Source organism: Bradyrhizobium sp. RDI18 (assembly GCF_043203335.1).
GTDB classification, from domain to species: Bacteria; Pseudomonadota; Alphaproteobacteria; order Rhizobiales; family Xanthobacteraceae; genus Bradyrhizobium; species Bradyrhizobium retamae.
Genome location: NZ_JBICRN010000002.1, coordinates 29,079 through 46,413 on the forward strand (window position 1 = coordinate 29,079; position 17,335 = coordinate 46,413).

The 17,335-nt window shown below is 59.6% G+C and carries 18 protein-coding genes and 3 pseudogenes; 8 read left to right on the top strand and 13 right to left on the bottom strand.

All coding sequences use genetic code 11. The features are described from left to right. Window positions 1-229: 229 nt before the first annotated feature. From ACFXS9_RS00485 to ACFXS9_RS00505, 5 genes are all read left to right on the top strand, one after another. A complete protein-coding gene (locus ACFXS9_RS00485) occupies window positions 230-586 on the top strand; it encodes a hypothetical protein (RefSeq protein WP_392683906.1) in 357 nt (118 codons plus the stop codon). A gap of 35 nt (window positions 587-621) precedes the next feature. Then, the gene (locus ACFXS9_RS00490) at window positions 622-1,134 is read left to right on the top strand and encodes a hypothetical protein (protein ID WP_392683908.1); all 513 of its coding nucleotides are present in this window, start codon (window positions 622-624) and stop codon (window positions 1,132-1,134) included. Between the two features lie 445 nt (window positions 1,135-1,579). Beyond that, complete coding sequence (locus ACFXS9_RS00495) at window positions 1,580-2,278, top strand: ABC transporter substrate binding protein (RefSeq protein WP_392683910.1); 699 nt, start codon at window positions 1,580-1,582, stop codon at window positions 2,276-2,278. Between the two features lies 1 nt (window position 2,279). Beyond that, window positions 2,280-2,423 carry an ABC transporter substrate binding protein gene (locus ACFXS9_RS00500; RefSeq protein ID WP_392683945.1) on the top strand — a complete coding sequence of 48 codons (144 nt, stop codon included), beginning with the start codon at window positions 2,280-2,282 and terminating at the stop codon, window positions 2,421-2,423. A gap of 729 nt (window positions 2,424-3,152) precedes the next feature. After that, entirely contained in the window at window positions 3,153-3,353 is a 201-nt protein-coding gene (locus tag ACFXS9_RS00505) for a hypothetical protein (RefSeq protein WP_392683954.1), read from the top strand. Between the two features lie 100 nt (window positions 3,354-3,453). On the opposite strand, the pseudogene ACFXS9_RS00510 reads toward ACFXS9_RS00505, so the two are convergent. The 8 genes and pseudogenes from ACFXS9_RS00510 to ACFXS9_RS00545 all read right to left on the bottom strand — a co-directional run. Next, a pseudogene (locus ACFXS9_RS00510) lies at window positions 3,454-3,780 on the bottom strand (response regulator); the annotation flags it as partial. Between the two features lie 202 nt (window positions 3,781-3,982). Continuing rightward, complete coding sequence (locus tag ACFXS9_RS00515) at window positions 3,983-4,468, bottom strand: ATP-binding protein (protein ID WP_392683913.1); 486 nt, start codon at window positions 4,466-4,468, stop codon at window positions 3,983-3,985. 48 nt (window positions 4,469-4,516) lie between these two features. Further along, window positions 4,517-4,795, bottom strand: coding sequence for a sensor histidine kinase (locus ACFXS9_RS00520; RefSeq protein ID WP_392683948.1), 279 nt, complete (start codon window positions 4,793-4,795; stop codon window positions 4,517-4,519). 78 nt (window positions 4,796-4,873) lie between these two features. Beyond that, on the bottom strand, window positions 4,874-5,146 hold the full coding sequence (locus tag ACFXS9_RS00525) for a GAF domain-containing protein (protein ID WP_392683916.1): 273 nt from the start codon (window positions 5,144-5,146) through the stop codon (window positions 4,874-4,876). Next, window positions 5,146-5,433, bottom strand: coding sequence for a hypothetical protein (locus ACFXS9_RS00530; protein ID WP_392683919.1), 288 nt, complete (start codon window positions 5,431-5,433; stop codon window positions 5,146-5,148). Before ACFXS9_RS00530 ends, ACFXS9_RS00525 begins: the two co-directional genes overlap by 1 nt. A 311-nt stretch (window positions 5,434-5,744) precedes the next feature. Further along, window positions 5,745-5,912 (bottom strand): hypothetical protein, encoded by a 168-nt coding sequence (locus ACFXS9_RS00535; protein ID WP_392683957.1) that lies wholly within the window; start codon window positions 5,910-5,912, stop codon window positions 5,745-5,747. Continuing rightward, entirely contained in the window at window positions 5,867-6,103 is a 237-nt protein-coding gene (locus tag ACFXS9_RS00540; protein WP_392683951.1) for a HAMP domain-containing protein, read from the bottom strand. Before ACFXS9_RS00540 ends, ACFXS9_RS00535 begins: the two co-directional genes overlap by 46 nt. Continuing rightward, entirely contained in the window at window positions 5,994-6,674 is a 681-nt protein-coding gene (locus ACFXS9_RS00545; protein WP_392683960.1) for a hypothetical protein, read from the bottom strand. Before ACFXS9_RS00545 ends, ACFXS9_RS00540 begins: the two co-directional genes overlap by 110 nt. 1,127 nt (window positions 6,675-7,801) lie before the next feature. On the opposite strand from ACFXS9_RS00545, the gene ACFXS9_RS00550 reads away from it, so the two are divergent. From ACFXS9_RS00550 to ACFXS9_RS00560, 3 genes and pseudogenes are all read left to right on the top strand, one after another. Then, window positions 7,802-8,050 (top strand): hypothetical protein, encoded by a 249-nt coding sequence (locus ACFXS9_RS00550; RefSeq protein WP_392683922.1) that lies wholly within the window; start codon window positions 7,802-7,804, stop codon window positions 8,048-8,050. Between the two features lie 1,299 nt (window positions 8,051-9,349). Beyond that, window positions 9,350-10,161, top strand: a pseudogene (locus tag ACFXS9_RS00555) (nickel-binding protein). 400 nt (window positions 10,162-10,561) lie between these two features. Then, window positions 10,562-10,861, top strand: a complete 300-nt coding sequence (locus ACFXS9_RS00560) for a VOC family protein (RefSeq protein ID WP_392683924.1) — start codon at window positions 10,562-10,564, stop codon at window positions 10,859-10,861. A gap of 750 nt (window positions 10,862-11,611) precedes the next feature. Here the strand turns inward: ACFXS9_RS00560 and ACFXS9_RS00565 are convergent. The 5 genes and pseudogenes from ACFXS9_RS00565 to ACFXS9_RS00585 form a co-directional block, all read right to left on the bottom strand. Next, window positions 11,612-13,053 (bottom strand): annotated as a pseudogene (locus ACFXS9_RS00565) (acetamidase/formamidase family protein). A gap of 404 nt (window positions 13,054-13,457) precedes the next feature. After that, the gene (locus ACFXS9_RS00570) at window positions 13,458-13,649 is read right to left on the bottom strand and encodes a hypothetical protein (protein ID WP_392683927.1); all 192 of its coding nucleotides are present in this window, start codon (window positions 13,647-13,649) and stop codon (window positions 13,458-13,460) included. A gap of 246 nt (window positions 13,650-13,895) precedes the next feature. Beyond that, a complete protein-coding gene (locus ACFXS9_RS00575; protein WP_392683930.1) occupies window positions 13,896-14,288 on the bottom strand; it encodes a hypothetical protein in 393 nt (130 codons plus the stop codon). A gap of 134 nt (window positions 14,289-14,422) precedes the next feature. Next, a complete protein-coding gene (locus tag ACFXS9_RS00580; protein WP_392683933.1) occupies window positions 14,423-14,671 on the bottom strand; it encodes a hypothetical protein in 249 nt (82 codons plus the stop codon). Between the two features lie 1,414 nt (window positions 14,672-16,085). Further along, window positions 16,086-16,511 carry an alpha/beta fold hydrolase gene (locus tag ACFXS9_RS00585; protein WP_392683936.1) on the bottom strand — a complete coding sequence of 142 codons (426 nt, stop codon included), beginning with the start codon at window positions 16,509-16,511 and terminating at the stop codon, window positions 16,086-16,088. Window positions 16,512-17,335 lie beyond the last annotated feature (824 nt).

The window sequence follows — 17,335 nt, forward strand, 5'->3', positions numbered from 1 at the left end:
ACAGGCAAAGGTCCGGTGTTGGCACTCAGCGGACCAACCGGGCCGGTTGACGAGGTCCGCTGTTAGGGGCCGACCGGAAGTGGCTGGCAGAGCGTCAAAACGGCACTTTGACCCATCTGAGACATCAAGCCCTGATACCGTTTGATGCGTTTGCTTGCCATTTTTGGTTCGCCGCTCATTCGCAAGGTGTTAGATTAGATTTTGAGATGAACTAAATGAGCGTGTCCGGATGCAGCGGCGCGAGTTCGTAGTAGTTCTTGGCGGTATGGTGGCAGCTTGGCCGCTTGCCGTGCGTGCGCAGAAATCGCTGCCTCGGATTGGGTGGTTAGTATTTGGCGACGCCAAGAAATTGGGACCAGTCGATCAGTCGTTGAAGGACGCACTCGCACAGGCCGGACTTCTCGATGGCCGCAACATCGAAATCGTCTTCCGCTATGCCAACGGTATGCCGGATCGACTTGCGGAATTGGCCACCGAACTGGTCGCGCAAAGGCCGAACCTCCTGCTCGCTGTTGGCGGCGATGTTATCAAGCCACTGTTTGAGGCAGCAGTAAATATTGCTTATACCCATCGTCAGTGGCGTTAATGATAGCCCTATCCGGTCGGGAATTGCCGTGTCTCTTGCTCGACCAAGCAAGAGCTTCTGGGATCACGTTTCTTACGGATGAAATGGCGAAAGCGGATGGAACTGCTCAAGGAAGTGGCGCCAACGTCAGGAAGGTTGCGGTGATATTCAATCCGCAGCATTTCGATGACGAAGTGACTTTTGCACGGCGCGGGCCGATCTCTGCGCCAAGGCTAACGACGCACCCGATAAACAAGATCGCCGATCTCGATGCAGCGCTGCAGGGGGTGGGTGCAAGTGGCGCCGTGGCCTGCTCGTCATCTCGTCGCGCCTATGACAGTATTGCCGCTAAAATCGCACAACACGGCCAAGAGCGTCGTCTTCCGGTGATTACGTCGTGGCGGGAATTCGCAGACAGCGGTCGTTGCTGTCCTGGGCCGAGTCGGATTTTGAGGCCAAACGTCTGGCGGGCATGTGCAAAAAAGGTCTTGAACGTGGGAGAAGCCGGCAGATTTGCCTATCGAGCAACCTGTGAAATTCGAACTTGTTATCAATCTCAAAACCGCTAAGGTCCTCGGGGCTTACGGTACCGCCTTCATTACTGGCCGCGCCGAAGTGATTGAATGCGGGTGATTACCGTGCAACGCATGAGTCCGCATCCGGCGGCACTTTTTCCGACCTGATGTTCGCGCTCAATGATGTCTGTTCGTCGGTGTTAAGCGGACGTCGCCTACTCCATCCGCCAAGGTCCGGAAATGGACCCATAGCTGTTATGCGCCGCGCCGTGCTTGCGACGCAAAACACGCGCACTGGAGTGCGACGACCATCGAAACCTGATACTCACCCGCCCCTGCCGGTGATGAGGATTGAATGAAGCGGCGGGAGTTCATAGGCATATGCGGCGCTGCTCGTTTCGCCACGGCGTTCGTGGGCGCAGGAGACACGCCGTCGGTTTGGCTTTCGGGCGGTTGCAGGTGATGGGAGCGGCAGGCCATCAATCAAACCGGGAGTGCGTTGCTTGATGGACTGCAAAACTACGGCTGGATAGAATGCAGAAATCCTGATTATCGAGTATCGTTTTTCCAACCCCCGGATCGACTGCCAGCTTCAGTCGCCGACCTGATTGCTCTCAGCCCTGGATGCGCTCATCGTCGCGGGACCGCAGGCAACCGCAGCCCTGAAATCGGCAACTGCCACCATTCCGATTGTGCGCCTGTATGGCCGGCGATCCTGCTGGGCTTCCGCCTCGTGCAAAGTCTATCGCGACCAGGTGGCAATATAACGGGTCTTACGACCGTCGTACCTGAAGACTTCCTCGGGAAACGTATAGAAATCCTCCGGGAACTGGTTCCTGGCGCCTCGAAAATTGCGCTCCTGGTCAATCCGGGCAATCCAATGCACAGGCTGACATTAGCCGAGGAGTACCTGTCCCGCACAGCCCGCAAGCTGAGCATGGCTCTGCCGATAGTTGAGGCCACCACGGCCGAGGAACTCGACGTCGCCTTTGCCTCGGCCGCCGCTCAGCACGTCGATGCCATAGTTGATGTTGGCGATGTTCTGACCTGGGTCGAGGCTCCGCGAGTTATCGCGCTCGCGGCGAAGTATCATCTGCCGGCAAACTACTTCTTCCGACACTCCGCCAAAGGCGGCGGATTGTCGGTCTACGGCCGATATATCCGATCTGTTCCGTCGTGCAGCCGGCTACGTCGATAAGATCCTCAAGGGCGCCAAGCCTGCCGATCTACCGGTACAGCAGCCAACCAAATTCGAGTTAATCATCAATATGAAGACGGCCAAAGCGCTCGGCCTCACCATGCCGCCCTCATTACTCGTCCGCGCCGACGAGGTGATCGAATGAGTTCGGCACTTCCGGGTTTGTGAAGGTTTGCGGATGCCGGCCCCATGACGGTGGTGCCGCACACACGGCGCCGGCGTCCGCAAGCCTCCAAAGGAACCACCGGAGCATGAAAGTGGCGCGGCATAGGCTATGGGATTCAGATCGGCGTAGCGACACAATTGCGACCGGTCTGGAGATTCAATCGACAAAGTCTTGGATGTTCGTTACGGCTGAAGTGCGCACATTCGCATTGAAGGCTTGGATCGGACGGTGAAGGCCCTTGAGCTGCGAGCCCGCCGACGGGCTCGGTCTCTAAAAGCTCCTCGATCGCCGCGAACACCTTGCTGTCGATCAGGATCTGTCCATTTTTCGCCTCGGCGCACAGTCGCGCGGCGAGATTGACGACCGAGCCGGTGGCCGAATAGTCGTACCGGCCCTCGCAACCGATGCGGCCGAGCGTGGCGTAGCCGTGGGCGATGCCTACCCCAGAGGGCGAGTTCGTGACCTAACTTGCGCCAGTTGGCTGCAAGCGCGGCAGCGTGGTCGCGCATCGCGACGGCGAGCCGAACGGCGCGAAGCGCAGGATCGACACACGGCAGCGGATCATTGAACAAGACCATGATGCCATCGCCGGCAAAGCGGTGCAGCGTGCCTTCGAACTCGTGGATGAGCCCACCGAGGTCCGCGTGGTACTCGCGCAGAACCGCCCCAATACCTCCTCCGGCTCGAAGACCTCTCCGCAAAGGCGCCGTGAACCCCCACGCACCCAGAACAACACGGTGGCATCTCGGCGGTGGCTGTCCAGGGCTCTTCGCCCGAGAGCAGAACGATCTCGGCAATCTGCGGCGCCAGGAAGCTCTTGAGCCGGCCCATGCGTTCGATCTCGGCGACTTGCTCCGTGACGCGCTGCTCGAGCGTGCGGTTCCAGTCGGCGAGTTCGTGCACCCCTGACCTTGCACCTGTCATGAAGTTCCTTGAGGCGCAGGACCGACTTCACACGCGCTACCAGCGCGGACTGATCGATCGGCTTGGTCAGATATTCGTCGGCCCCGGCCTCGAGCCCTGTGACGACATCCCTGGTATCGGGCCTGGCGGGGGCCAGAATGATGGGCATGAACGGCAGCTCGGCATCCTGCTTGAGCCGGCGGCAGACCTCGATGCCGTCGATCTTGGGCATCATGACGTCGAGCAGGATCCAGATCGGAAACAAGCCCCTTTCTCTCGCGGCAGCAAGCGCTTCCTCTCCGTCGGCCGCTTGCATGAGCTCATAGCCGTGTGGCGCCAGCCGTGCGCTGAGAATCCAAGGAACGCCTCGCTGTCGTCGACGATTAGAATGCGGGGAGGATGGTGCATCGGAGCTCGGCTCGTTAGGGCACATATTCCCGGATCTTGGCGGGCTTGGCTCACGCGGACTAAAGGGCTTGGTGACATAGCTCTCGCAGCCGCAGCCCGCGCCTTGTCCTCGTCTCGCTCAGGGCGTAGGAGGTCACCGCGATAATGGGGGTTGCGGAGAGTGCCGATTGAGCCTTGATCCGACGCGTCGCCTCGTAGCCGTCCAGAAAGCAGCAGCTGTATATCCATCAGGATGAGATCGGGCCGCTCTCCGCGGCGGCGGCGCAACGCCGTCCTCGCCATTTTCGGCTTCGATCAGCTCGTAGCCGACGCTCGAAGCAAATCCCGCTAGGATGCGCCGGTTGTACACCCTGATCTTCGATCACCAGGATGCGCGCTTGGTCATGGTTGCCTCGCCTGTTGCTCGACTCGCACCGGAACCGCAAGAAAATGTCGCGCCCTCGCCAGGGGCGAGTCCACCCAGGCTTCGCCTTGGTGCAGTTCGATGGTCCTTGGCAATCGACAGGCCGAGCCCCGTCCGCCAACTTGCGGGTCGAGGATGTGTCGGCCTGCGCAAACTCCTCGAAGATCTTCGCTTGATGGTCTGCTGGGATTCCGGGCCCGGTATCACGAACAGCGACCGTAAACGCGTGGCATCCGCTGCCGCGAAGCCTTGATCGATACCGAGCCCCGGTCAAGAACTTGATGGCATTGCCGACAAGGTTGAGCAGCAACTGCGGCGACGCTCATCGCCGCGGCCAATGGGCGAATCGAGGGCGACTTCAACATCGAGCGCCATATCCTTTTCGGTCGCGAGCGATTCGACCGCGACGACCACGGCGTCGTACGATGTCTCTAAGTGAGTAGTCGGTCAGCGACAGGGTGAGCTGACCCGCCTCGATCTTGGACAGATCAAGGACGTCGTTGATCAGACCAAGAAGGTGCTTGCCGTTGCTCTGAACGCGCTCGAGCACCGCTCGCATCTTGTCGGGCATGTCACCATAGATGTTGTCCAGGATCAGCTCGGTGTAGCCGAGGATGGCATTGAGTGGCGTGCGCAGCTCGTGATTTCATGTTGGCGAAGGAACTGCGATTTGTGCTTGCTCGCAATCTCGAGCTGCCGGCTCTTGTCCTCGATCTCATGGAACAGCCTGGCGTTCACGGATCGCGAGCACGGTATGGGCCGCGAAGGTCTGCAGGAGGTCGATCTTGCCAGCCGCGAACGGCTGCGGTGTCGCGCCGCCGTACACCACCAGGGCGCCGACGATGGTGTCGCGGCTGGTACAACGCGGCACAACCAGCAGCGATCGATAGCCGGCTTGCAGGAGGAGGAGCTCCAGCGCCGGCGAGGAGGGCTCCTGACGCAGGTCGGGGACCTGCAGGGGTCCGCGAACCGAAACGGCCTGCTGCATCAGCTCTCACCGGCGCCGATCAGGTGGTCGCGGATCGCTGCAATCAGCGCCGTCCATTCCGTAGGTGGCGCTCGGCCGGGTGCTGTTGCGCCTCGTCGAACACGTAGGCTCAGCGCCCAGCGTAGTGCCGAGAGCTGCACCGCCTTGGCGACGATGGTCGCAAGCACGGTTTCGAGATCGAGCGTCGAGTTCACCGCCTGCGTGACGTCGCCGAGCGCTTTCAGCTCCTGGACCGAGCGCCCGAGCTCCTCCGTTCGCGCCTGAAGCTCATCGAGCAGCCCGAACATTCTCGATCGCGATCACGGCCTGGTCGGCGAAAGTCAAGCCAGCTCGAGGTCCTGTCAGTAAAGGGTTGCACCCGCATGACGTCGAGATTGATCGTACCGACCACGACCCCCTCGCGCAGTAGAGGCACGCCGAGTTGCGAGTTTTTTCCAACGTCACCGTCTCGGTTATGGAGTATTCCTCGTCGGAAGCGATGTCGGCGATGTGGACGACCTGTCCGTCAGATGCAACCCGTCCGGTCACGCTCCGCCCAACGGGCAAAACGCGACCTCACGAATGAGCGCGTTGTATTCAGGCGCAAAGGAAAAGGACGCTACCACCCGATAAACTGCTCCTCAAGGCTGGAGATAAGCGCGGAATCGGCTTCGCACAGCCGTACGGCAGATTCGACCAGCGTATCGAGCACCGTCTGCAGGTCAAAGGCCGACCGGCTGATTACCTTGAGCACTTCCGCGGTCGCCGTCTGCTGCTGCAGGGACACAATTCTGCGGTCCGCTGCTCGACCTTGTTTTCCAGGTCGGCATAAGATTCCTGCAGCCGCGCGCCCATTTCGTTGAACTGGTCAGCGAGGCTCTCCAGTTCGTCGCCAGTCTTGATTGAGATGCGCTGGCCGAGATCGCCGGCGCCGATGCGTGCGGCGCCCGCGCGCAGCGCCTGGATCAGGCCGACCATGCGTCGCGCCAGCAGGATTCCCGCAAGCACAGCAGAGCACTGATTGCGCAAGCAGCACGAACGCTAGCCGCTGCAAGGCGGTGTAGAGCGGGGCATAGGCTTCCTCGACCGGCAGCTCGACAAACATGGTCCAACCGAGCGGAAAGATCGGCGCCGATGCGGTCAACACCTCTTGGCCCTGGATGTTGCGGGCGCCCTGCAGCTCGTCGGCCCAGCCGCCCGCCTGCCTGCAGCTTGCGCCGCCTGCACCTGCGCGCTTTGGACATGTCGCGCAAGGTGCGCAGGGCAAGGCTGATGTCGGGATGCGCACCCCGAAGCCGGCCTCGATGGCAACGACACAAGCGCGGCCGTGCTCGCCAACCTTGATCTGGGACACCACGTCCCAGATCAGCTTCAAGTCGACCTCGGCGATGCTGACGCCGGCGTCCCTGCCGGTGCCGGCCACCGCCAGCGTCATATAGAGCTCGGATTCCCTGCGGAAGTAGACCGGCCCGTAGTAGACCTTGTGGGCGACGGCCTCGGTGAATTTCGGCTCCTTTGAAAGGTCAAGGCCACTGTCGATCACATTCATGGCCAAGCGCGAGACGCGCAGCCGCTCCGCCGGCAAGAATCCACCAGCGCGAGTTCGGTGATCGCCGGCACCTGACGCTGCAATCGCAGCGCGTCAAAGCGGCTTGTTCGATTGAATCCGCCGACCACGGTAATTGGGTGGTCCATCCGAGCTGGCTCTCGATTTCCTTGATGAACCGGCTGATCTCGGCCGCCGCAGCCACCGCCGTTCCTGCTGAATCCGATCCGAGAGGCCTTGTGCTCGCGGTAATAGAAGAAGAAACTCGAAGCTTCCGTTGCCGCTGCGCAGCGCGACGCCAACCACGGCAACAAACAGCGCAACGTACTTGATGAAGAGCCCGCCGCGGGTTCCGTGCGTCGGATGATAGCGCTGCCGTGCGTCGGATGATACCGCTGCCAACCCCGCGCTCGCTACCGGCGATTCTGCTAGCGTCGGCCTCGTGGCGTGTCCGGTGGAGGAGATGCTCATTGCTCCATCTAGCAGCAATGCTGAAGCTTGTCTCAGCTCTTGCGGACCGGGAGCCGCAGGCGGTGACGGAACCCGAGGTTGCTCGCCCAGCTCAGAGTTACCGAAAGCTACAACCCCTGGCGGCCAACCACCAAGCTGCTAAGCTCTGTGCCACAGGCGCGGTCCTCGAGGGAGGGCGCATGTGACGAAGTGGATTCATCTCATTCCTTGGCAGCACGGCGATGTTGCCCGCGGCGAGTGCGGCAGCAATCAATCTCGAAGCCATACTCGGCCCGAGGCTTCGTAATGTGGGGTCTCTGGACAGCGCTCCACCTCGCGTCGCATGCGTTAGCTGCGTCGACGCGTGATCAATGAGGGCGTAGTTTGCTGCGGTGCATAGGTCAGGAGTTGAGCCTTTGCGGTCGCGGCGCAATGCAGATAGCGGATCGCCACTCGACATCTTGCGCCTCAACACCCCCGGACTCTCATGCCGAGATGTGGTACGCTTCGACCTGGATTTAGCGTGGTCCTGCTGACGCCTGCCGGCTACGCTGACGGCGCGATTTCATCAGTCTTCTTGGCGGTGCGGCGGTCGTATGGCCGCTCGCGGCGGCAACACAACAGGCACCAATCGCAAGCGTCTTGCTATCTTCAGCCCATCACAATGAGCGCGGACTTGCATGAGCATAGCGAAAGCAGGTTTCCCGGCTCTATTCAGCGTTGTTGCCCCGGGGCAGATCGACGGACAAAACCTCAAGGTCGAACGTTGGCCGAGAGCAAAACACGGCTGGACCACAAGCCCTGGCGACGGAAATCGTTGGCGCAACCCGGATGTTATCTTCGTCGTTGGCCTCTGGCGCATTGATTTTCAAAAGCTGACATCGCGTATACCGATTGTCGTGATAACGCGACCCTTTGTTATGTCTTGATCGCCGGTCTGGCTCACCCGGGTAATTTCACGGGAGTTAAGGCTCGCGCCGGTCCATCCATTCATGGAAAACGGATTGCACTGTTGCGCGAGATAATTCCGACGATGTCGAAACTTGGCTGTCTCGCTCTTCGATTGTCATGGAATGGGCCAGTCTCAGGTCCCGCAATCCGCGCAGCGGCTGAAACGGCAGGCCTCCCTCTCGCGGTGTCGTTAGTGGAATTTGGTGCCAGCGAAGCAGACTATCGGGCGGCGATCGAGAGCTTCTCCCGCGACGGTGCAAATGCAGTCATGGTCGTCGATCTGCCTGAGGTCGATCAAAACAGCACGTTGATCGCTAAGTTGGTCGGCGACGCGAAGCTTCCGGCATTTTTGCCCCCCGTCGAGGGGGGCCGGGGGCTTGATGGCCTACTCCTTCGACCTGATCGAATTAGTATAAGCGCGTCGCCGACTATCGCCGCAATTCTCCGGGGACAAAGCCTGTGAGATCCCGTTCTACCAGGTAACAAATCCAGTCGTCCATCGCCTCAAGACAGCCAGAGCTAGGGCTTTCCGTACCTCCTGCGCTCGTCGCGAGTGCCGATAGAAATGGTGAAAACAAAGGTCCGGTTATCGCGGACGTCACAACCGGATGCAGGAATGAGTGTTGTTGGGAGATGAGCGGAAGTCGTGATTCGTCGCCTGACTTCAGGTCTGACCCACTCCCTCGGACATGGGCCGCCTTGTTAGCTGGGTTACAATCGCTAGTGGGAGAACCGATATGACCAAGGGCTACTGGGCGTTCGCGGATGTAAATGACCCCGAAGGATACAAAGCGTGCATCGCCGAAAAGCGAAGGCGTTCCGCAAATGAGGAGGCGCTTTCTGACCCGCGGAGAAAGTCGGAAGGCTCCTGAGGAAAGCCTCGCTCACGGGCAGTCGTAATCGGTTTCAAACTACACTGCTGCGCTTGAATGCTACCGGTCGCCCAGTACGCAACTGCTATGGCCCTCAGACAGGGCAAGTCGGTCATGGATTTGGCTATCCTCGTCGAGTTACGCCAGTCCTCAGCCTACCGATAGCTAAACGGCGTCGCTGCTTCCCGGGCCGCGCCTCGATGTCCGTTGACGAAATTGCAGGGGAAAGTCGGTGCGCAGTCAAACCGATTATTTGGCGAAAGCGGACATCAGGGCACAGGAATTGCCCGGCTCAAACTGCACTTCAAAGCTTTAGCTGTTACGTTAAATGTCGCTTTCGGCCGAAACGCCATGCTGGTGCAGATTTCAATCGAGTCCGTCAGAAGAAACGGTGGAGCAACACCAGTGCCAATTTTCCTCGACCGACACGATCTCTCAGGCCTGACAGCTTCCGATATCGCCGAGGCGCATCGACCCCACCTGGAAGTGCAAGATCAATACGGGGGGAGGGGGTTGACGTATTGGTTTGATGAATCGCGCGGCCTGGGCTTCTGTCTCATTGACGCACCGGATATCCAAACTGCGATGCAGGTTCGCGGCGAAGCTCACAGCAAGGTGGCGGGAGACGTGATCGAAGTGGGCCTCGCAGCCGTACAGGCATTTCTAGGGAGAGTGTCTGATCCGGAACCGAGCGGCAAGGCAAACAACGTCTGGGTAGATTAGACCCTGCGGGGCATTATGTTGCGCGACATCGTTGGCTCTACCAGCATGACAGAGCGTCTTGGCGATGCTCGATCTGTAGAAAGGATGGTTCGGGGGCATGACGCGCTGGTTCGCACCGCATTGAAGGACAAGGGTGGGCATGTGGTGAAGCACACTGGCGACGGCATCCATGGCATCCTTCGCCGACGCGGCCGCCTCCGTGCAATGCCGCCCGCTCCATCCAGCAAGCGTTTGAAGCCTTCAATCTGGCAAACGGAGAAGCTGTGAGTGCAGGTGTTGATGACGTCGGAAATGATTGCGGACAGCAACGACCTTTTTTGGTGCGACCGTTCAACTGGCTGCTGTTTTGTCAGTTGGCCGAGCCCGATGCCATTCTTGTGTCAAGTGCCGTTCAGGATCGCATCCGGGATCGCTTGCATGTCACAAACATTGGTCCGTGCCATCTCAAAGGCTTCCTGCAGCCTGTTGACGTATACGGGATCGAATGGCGCTAACTGTCGCGACTCTGCCGACGACGTATCGATTGAGGCGACGATGTCCGCTGTTGGCACCTTTGAGATACCCGCCTATCCTGAGAATGTCCGTTCACCGGTGTAGACCGGAAGTCGCCATGTCCGGCCAAACCGATGCGAATGACCCCGAGCTGACACCAAGGCTCAGGTTGAGCTCTCAGACAGGCACTGCTTCCAGAATAGTGACATCTGACCCCGTCGATATCGTTCACGAGCTTCGAAGCGCGCCCGTTCACACGGCGGCGTATTGTTCGGGTTCGCCCGCCAAGGAGGACGAAAAACACCAAATCCATTGCATGAGCTAAATCCCGCTGGTAGTGGCACTTCAATAATGAGCAGGCGCGCGTCGTCGCTCATTGTTATGAAAGCCACGGAGGTAGACATGCAGTTGCTCAACGACATACATCACCTGACGTTTATCACCGCCGACATGAACCGATTGATCTGTTTCTACGAACGTATCTTCGGAGCGCGCGTCACGGTCGATCTCGAGGAGGAGGGGCTGCGCCACGCCTTCATCAGTGGGTCCGCACAATGTCCTGCCCATTTCAGGTCCCTGGAATTGAACCTCCTGGCCACCAGCCCATGTTCAAGCGCGGGCGTCTCGACCACTTTGCGCTCAATGCCGCAAGCGAGGAGGCGTTCCGGGAAGTACGGCGTCGCCTCGTTGCCGAGGGCGTAAGCGATGGAGCCGTTACAGACATGGGCTCGCTCCTCCTTCTTAACTTCACTGACCCCGACGGAGGCGGCCACGAGGTAGTTTGGGTCAAGCCTGGTGTCCCTGTCGCTCAAGCGCTCCGAGTGGACGAAAGTCCAGCTGGATTAACATGCATGCAAGATGTGTCCCCTGGGTCATATGACTGCCAAGGCGTTGTCTCTTAATGGCTCTATTGAGACATGCTCCGCACAAACTCCGACAGAAGTCCGTTTACAAGGAAAGACCGGAAGTGGTCGGCCGATGGCCAAGTAACGCGATTGACTCGGAGGACTTGGCCGGAGATCAGGGCTCCCCTGTCTCGTCCCTAAGATGCGATTTTAGCCTATCTGAGCGCACTTCATCATCTGGACGCCAACCTTCACAGGAGTTGAGGTCACTCTCGAAGTGCATCGGCAACTCCCGGACCGATCCGCCGTCGCCAACATAAACAGAAGTCGAGTACGTGGCCTAGCACCAACGCGCCAAATAATGGCGCGCAAAATTCTCCTGAGGGAGGTTAAGATCCTGCATGACCATACTCCTCGGCCGAGTTACGGAGCACGAGAAGCACGCGTCAGGGGTTACATTGAGACGGGCCGCTGTCCGAAGCGGACTTCGCCTATGGCCTGGCGGCAAACACCTTATAGCGACTGACCGAAGCGAACCTAGCGCGGTTGCCCCGAGATGCAGCGCGAAGCGGCCAGCTCCCAAAGCCGCCCGTGTCAGTGTTACTGATCAGGCCTCGCCGCCAGCGAAGATATCCTTCTTGATAACCGCGTGAACGCCCCAATTTCCATCTACCACTTGGGTGATGCCGAAGTCGACGCCAATCGTAATCAAAGAGATCGCCTCATCCTCGGTCAGCTTCTTGGTTGTCATCAAAAATTTGCGCATCTTCCGAAACGCATCGCGCAAAGCAAGGTCAACGGACGATTTCGAGTAAATGTCCGATTGCGCCTTGTCTCCCAATTCGCTGAGATAATTGGCGAAGCTGAAGCCGTGCACCAGCCACTCATCCCTGGTTTCCAGCATCGGATAGTCGAGAGCCTCGAGAGCCGTCCCAACGAGATCGGCTTTCTTGTGCAGAATGATCTGGAAGGTGCCATTCAGCGAGCTTTCGATGGCCGTGCCGCACAGCTCGGAATCTCCCTGCGAAGCGTGCGGGTCGCCAGCAGACAGCAGGCCGCCTTCGACCGCGACCGGATAATACATCGTGGCGCCCTTGCCGATCCGCCAATTGTCGATGTTGCCGCCGGTATAGCTTGGCGGAATTGAGTCGACGATATCGGCTTCTTTTGGCGCCAGGCCGATAACGCCGAAATGCGGACGTATCGGAATGCGCACATTCTTCAGGATGCCGTGGTTCTCCTTGATCGTGGAGTGATCGACTGGAACGCCGGGATAGTCGATGGTTTTGTGCACCACCCCGAAGGATCGGTCTGTGGAGTCCATCGGAAATTGTACACGGCCTTCGCCCAGTTGCGCTCGCCAGACGCGTCAACCTCGTAGATCGTGATCACTTCGCGCGGTTTAGGCTCGGTCAACAAGTCCTTGTAGTGGAAACCCCACCATGCGGCCGCGTTGCTGCCGAAAGCCTTCCCGGGATACTGCGGATTGGCGCAAGGCCGGGGCGCGACGTCGATTATGCGCAACTCGATCACATCACCTTCCTGGGCGCCGCGTACGTAGACCGGGCCAGTGCAGATGTGTACGCCAAGGCCTTCACCTGCACCACGCCCGAACAGCGACGCATCCATCGGTCCTGCGCCGCGTCGGTTGACGCCCTTCTTCTCCTTGGTCCACAGGAACACGCTCTCGGCGCCGGGATCGCCCTTCACCATGCGCTCGGCGTCGTCGTTGGCATGGTGGGTTAATGCCTCAATGGTGATGGCGGTCGCCGGAATCGATCTCGACCTGCGGTTTCAACTTCTTGCTGAAATAGCCCCAATGCACTGTGTCGGCGTTCACCGAGCAAAATGATGAGAGCCCGCTTTGGCTGGTTGGTTCCTCACAGGCGGCAGCCGCCATCTTGCGGCGTCACAAGAAGCGCCCGCGGTCATCGCCGCCGCGCCTCCGGCGCGGCTGAACCTCGAACGACCGGCGTTCCCGATCGAGCGTTTCCTTGAACGATGATGCAATTCGAATTCCAGACGGTTCTTGTCGTCACCCGCGCACATCGGATCTCTCCTGGCTTGAACGTGCATTCTACGCGCACCTTTATCCCGTCGCAGTTCATCGGAACAGTCAAACCCCTATATGATGTCAGTTTGATGTGGGACGGCGAACGCCGCGTAGCCGCATAACAAAGCCCTGGAGATAAGTAGGCCCGCCCATTGCTTAAGCATTACGTGCTCAAACTTTGAGAAACACGGACACTATTTGAGCGCAGATGCTCAAGGCCGCAATGATATAGATTCTTAGCAACGGTCACTCTGAGACGGTCAAAAAGGATTGGTGCTGAAGTGCTAACATCAACACTACTGCGTGCCGGACGTGGTGCTCCGCGAAATCTGTCGTTGACGCGACGAGGACATTGAACAAAGCCGGAAGTCCGAAAGGACCAAGCGATGAGAAAGATCGGTCATGCCGTACCCGCGCCTCCCCGCAGCACCGCCTCGGCATCGTAGCCATAGAGTCGCATTTGCTCGAGCGGGAGCTTGCCGGACTCCGGGGCTGCGATTGGTCCGCATGCGGGCGTTGCGGGGCGCGATGCAGCCGCATCGGTCATCTGATAAAGTTCCTCCTCCGCGGCGCGGTAAATCCCTGCATCCATGCGGTGCGCGGCTGACGAAGCTGCACGTAGCGTTGTAACGCGGCCTCCGGTTCGGCCGGGTTCGCCGCCAGCAGCCCGCCAGCACGTAAGCATCCTCGATGCTCTGAGCGGCGCCCTGGGCCAGAACGGATCGCGCGGCATCGCCCAGCAGCACGACACGTCCGACCTGCCAGTCCAGCAGCTCGCGGTCGTACAGAGCTTGCCGCAGCACGCGCGGCGTCGCGGCGATAATGGAGCGAACCGGTCCTATTCCAGCCCGAATGCACCGGCGAGCGCATCCTCGATTCGCCCTTCGGCGAGCCAGGATTCACGCGCCGGCTGCTCTGAGCGGCTGATGCCGATCCAGTTGAACGTGCGTCCGGCTGCCACGAAATACTGCACGATGCTACGGTTCGGCCCCATCCAGACGCCGGTGACGCGGCCGAGGTCGAGATGAGCCACCCGCTCGGCCGGCACCAGCCCACGCCAGGGCGACATGTTCCTGTGTAGCGGGGCAGTTCCTTCCCGAAAAGCTGCCCGCGCACCGTCGAGTGGATGCCGTCCGGCGCCGATCAATACGTCGCCCGCGAGCTTTGTGCCGTCCGCCAGCCTGACGGTGACCTGGTCCGGGCGGTCTGCGCAATCCCTCGACGCGCGCATAGAGCCTGAAGCCTTTATTAGCGATCCCACCGAGCAGAACGTCGAGCAGATCGGCGCGGTGGGCGTGATAGTACGGCGCGCCGAACTGTGCCTCCGCACGTGCGCCCAGCGGGGTATAATAGAGGCGGTCCCCATCATCCCAGGCGCGATAGTCGTCCTTCCGGATACACGCAGACGCGCGCCAAGGCCTCGCCGAGTCCGAGCGCGCGCAGGATGCGGGTGGCGTTGCTTGAGCTGGATGCCGGCCCCGACTTGGCGGAACGCTTCGGTCTGCTCGGAAAAGCCTGAGCATCGATGCCGCGAGGCCGCACCGCCAACAGGGTCGTGAGGCCACCGATGCCGCCGCCGGCGATAAGCACCTTGAGATTGTTGGTTCGAAGCATAGTTGCGCCTCTCAACCGAGAGAGCCAGACGAAGCACAAAATTTAAGGCATACGGTAGTGATTTTTCGGGCTTTCCGGAAGAGCCGCTCGTGTTGAGTTGGCTCCACCGGAGTCCGACATTTTGCAATTCTGGCCTTACTTCGGCTTTTGGCCCTTCGCGTCGTTCACCGCGCTGCGCCAATGACCGCAATTGAGGGCGAAACCGGACTTCAATAAGGCATCCCAGCGGTAGCCCTACCAACGAATCGTGATCGATCTTCGTTCGTTCATTACGGCCAGCTCTTGACACACGCGTGCCGGACCTGCTCGTGAGGAAGCGGTAGCGCCTTGCGTCGGAAAGGGGCATTAAACGAGGTGCGACAGAATGCGAGACTAGCGTGACTTCTCAAGTGGCAGTACCGATTCGGTTCGATCTGGTGATTCTGCCACGGCGGAATCGGTACGCCGAAAACTCCGTGTTCCGGCACTGGCGCCGCTGTTCGATATCACTCGCCGAGCATCGCGCTGCGCTGAAATGCCAGTTCGACGCCCTTTGCGGAGTATGTCGCCGCAGCCGAAGAGCACGGCGTCGAAAACTATCCGCTCTACCGGTGGACAAAGGCGACGATCGAAAATCCGGCGAAGAAGGAAAAGTATTTGAGATCCTTTACATTTCTGTGTGGACGACCGGGAGGTCTATGCCAGGAGATTGCTGACGCACTGGAGGCGGACTTGCAGCCGCTCGCCGCTGGCAGGCTCATCGCGAATATCCAAGTACGATACCAATCCGGCAACAATCTGAGCCGCCGCAGGGCCCGCAGGCGGAGCTAGCCATCCGCGCGGTGAACTGAATGCCCGCTCCTGGCACTTTTCGGACCTGATGGATGGACCCGACTGATGATGTCTGTTCTTGAGGGGTCAAGCGGAGTGCCGAGTTGAAGACACCCGGACTTCCGAATTTGACCCAACGCAGACCGGCGTCAATGTTTGCTCAGAAACGGCGGGGACAGCCTGATCGTAAGCGTCAGGAGCTTCGGCAGGCACGGTATGCGAACTTTGGCGTGACAATCCTCTCGCGATTTGGCAGGCATACCTCTAACTGGTCGACAATTAAATGGAAAAATTTTGGACTCTCCGTTGGATAATACTCGGCGCAACGATCGCCTTGGCCATATCGCACGTGAAAACCGGCCTCAGGCGCTTCGTCGTTGCATCGGCCTGATGGGATGCCGCATTGTCCAGTTCATCTTTTTGTCGGCATCGGAGCGACGTTCATAACCGCCCGGGCCGGCGACTGCGTTCACGAACAGCGGTATCCCAGCGCCGGCGTCGCCTGCCTTGAACTTCTCTCGCCGGCGCCATGCCGACACTCTTCAACATATCGGCGGTACCAGGGATGCGGCCAAAGGTCCGGTCGCGGGCGGTTCATTCAGCATCAGGCTGACCACCATTTCTGGATGTGCGGCGGCAAAAAACAGCGCGGTATGCGCGCCCGACGAAATGCGCAACGACGGCCACTTTTTGACAAGCCTAAGACCCGTACAAAAACGGCAAGATCCTCGGCATGCGCATCCGCGGCTCCATACGGCGTCCCCTCGGGGCTTGCCTCGCCTGGAAAGTGGTTGCGGCGGCTGTAGGCTATTGCGCGGTAGCGCTCGGCGAATTTTGGAAGATGCGCCAGCCACATGCGGTAATCCTGAAGGCCGCCGTGAACAAATATGACCGGTTCGCCCTGGCCAACTTCCACGTAGGAAAGCTCAGTCCCGTTCGCAGAGACGCGCTTTATGTCGTCTGCATGGGCGGCGGTGACCTCGACCAAAATACACGAGGCTGCGGCAAGACTAACGAGGAGGCGGAACATTGCAGTCTCCTTTTGTGCTCGGATCATTTTGATCAGGCACCTCAGCAGCTTAGGTTGGCTCCTCACAAAGCTCATGTTCGCGGATCGCCTGCCTTTGATCCCCTTTGAGAGTAGGTCTAGCTGGGCGAACTTGGGTTCAACGTCTCGTTAGTCAACTTGATGACAGCACGCGATAATTGAGTGATGTCCGGGTGTGTGAAGGGTTTCGGATGCCGGCCGCTTGAAGGACGGCGCCGCGAGTTCGGCGGCCGGCGTCCGAAAGCCTCCAAAGGAGGAAACCGCGCTGGGGGGACGTAGGATGGTGCCGCGTGCGCGAGCTAAGTCGCGGCGCACCCGCAAACAACCTTCAGACGATCAGGAAGATCGCCCATGGGGATTTAATGTTCCGTGGCATCCGTACTTTCAATGGCTTGGCCGTAGCAAAAATAACACACCACACAATCTAGACGTGAGTTCACCGATGTTTGGATCGCGGAGGCAAACTAATCTCTCGCGACCTGGAAAGCCCGGAGCTATGTGAGCCGAAACTGTTTCGAGCTGCTCGTCAAGAGCATCACCGCATTTGTAATTCTGCTTGCATCGAGATCCTGGACTGGGTGCAATTAGCGCGACAGTGCGCACAATCGCGATCGAGAGTGCCCGGGGTTCGAGTTGGCTCTTGTGCAATGGTTGGTGCTCCGCCACGAACTCAAGAGTAGCACGTCTTCAATCATGGGATCATCGCGCGCAACGGGCAATTGCCCCGCTCGTCCGGATGCCTTGTCGCCTATTGCTTCGCCGTGGCGTCTGCCGCAGCGTCCTACCGCGCGAGCGGTTTAGTCCTC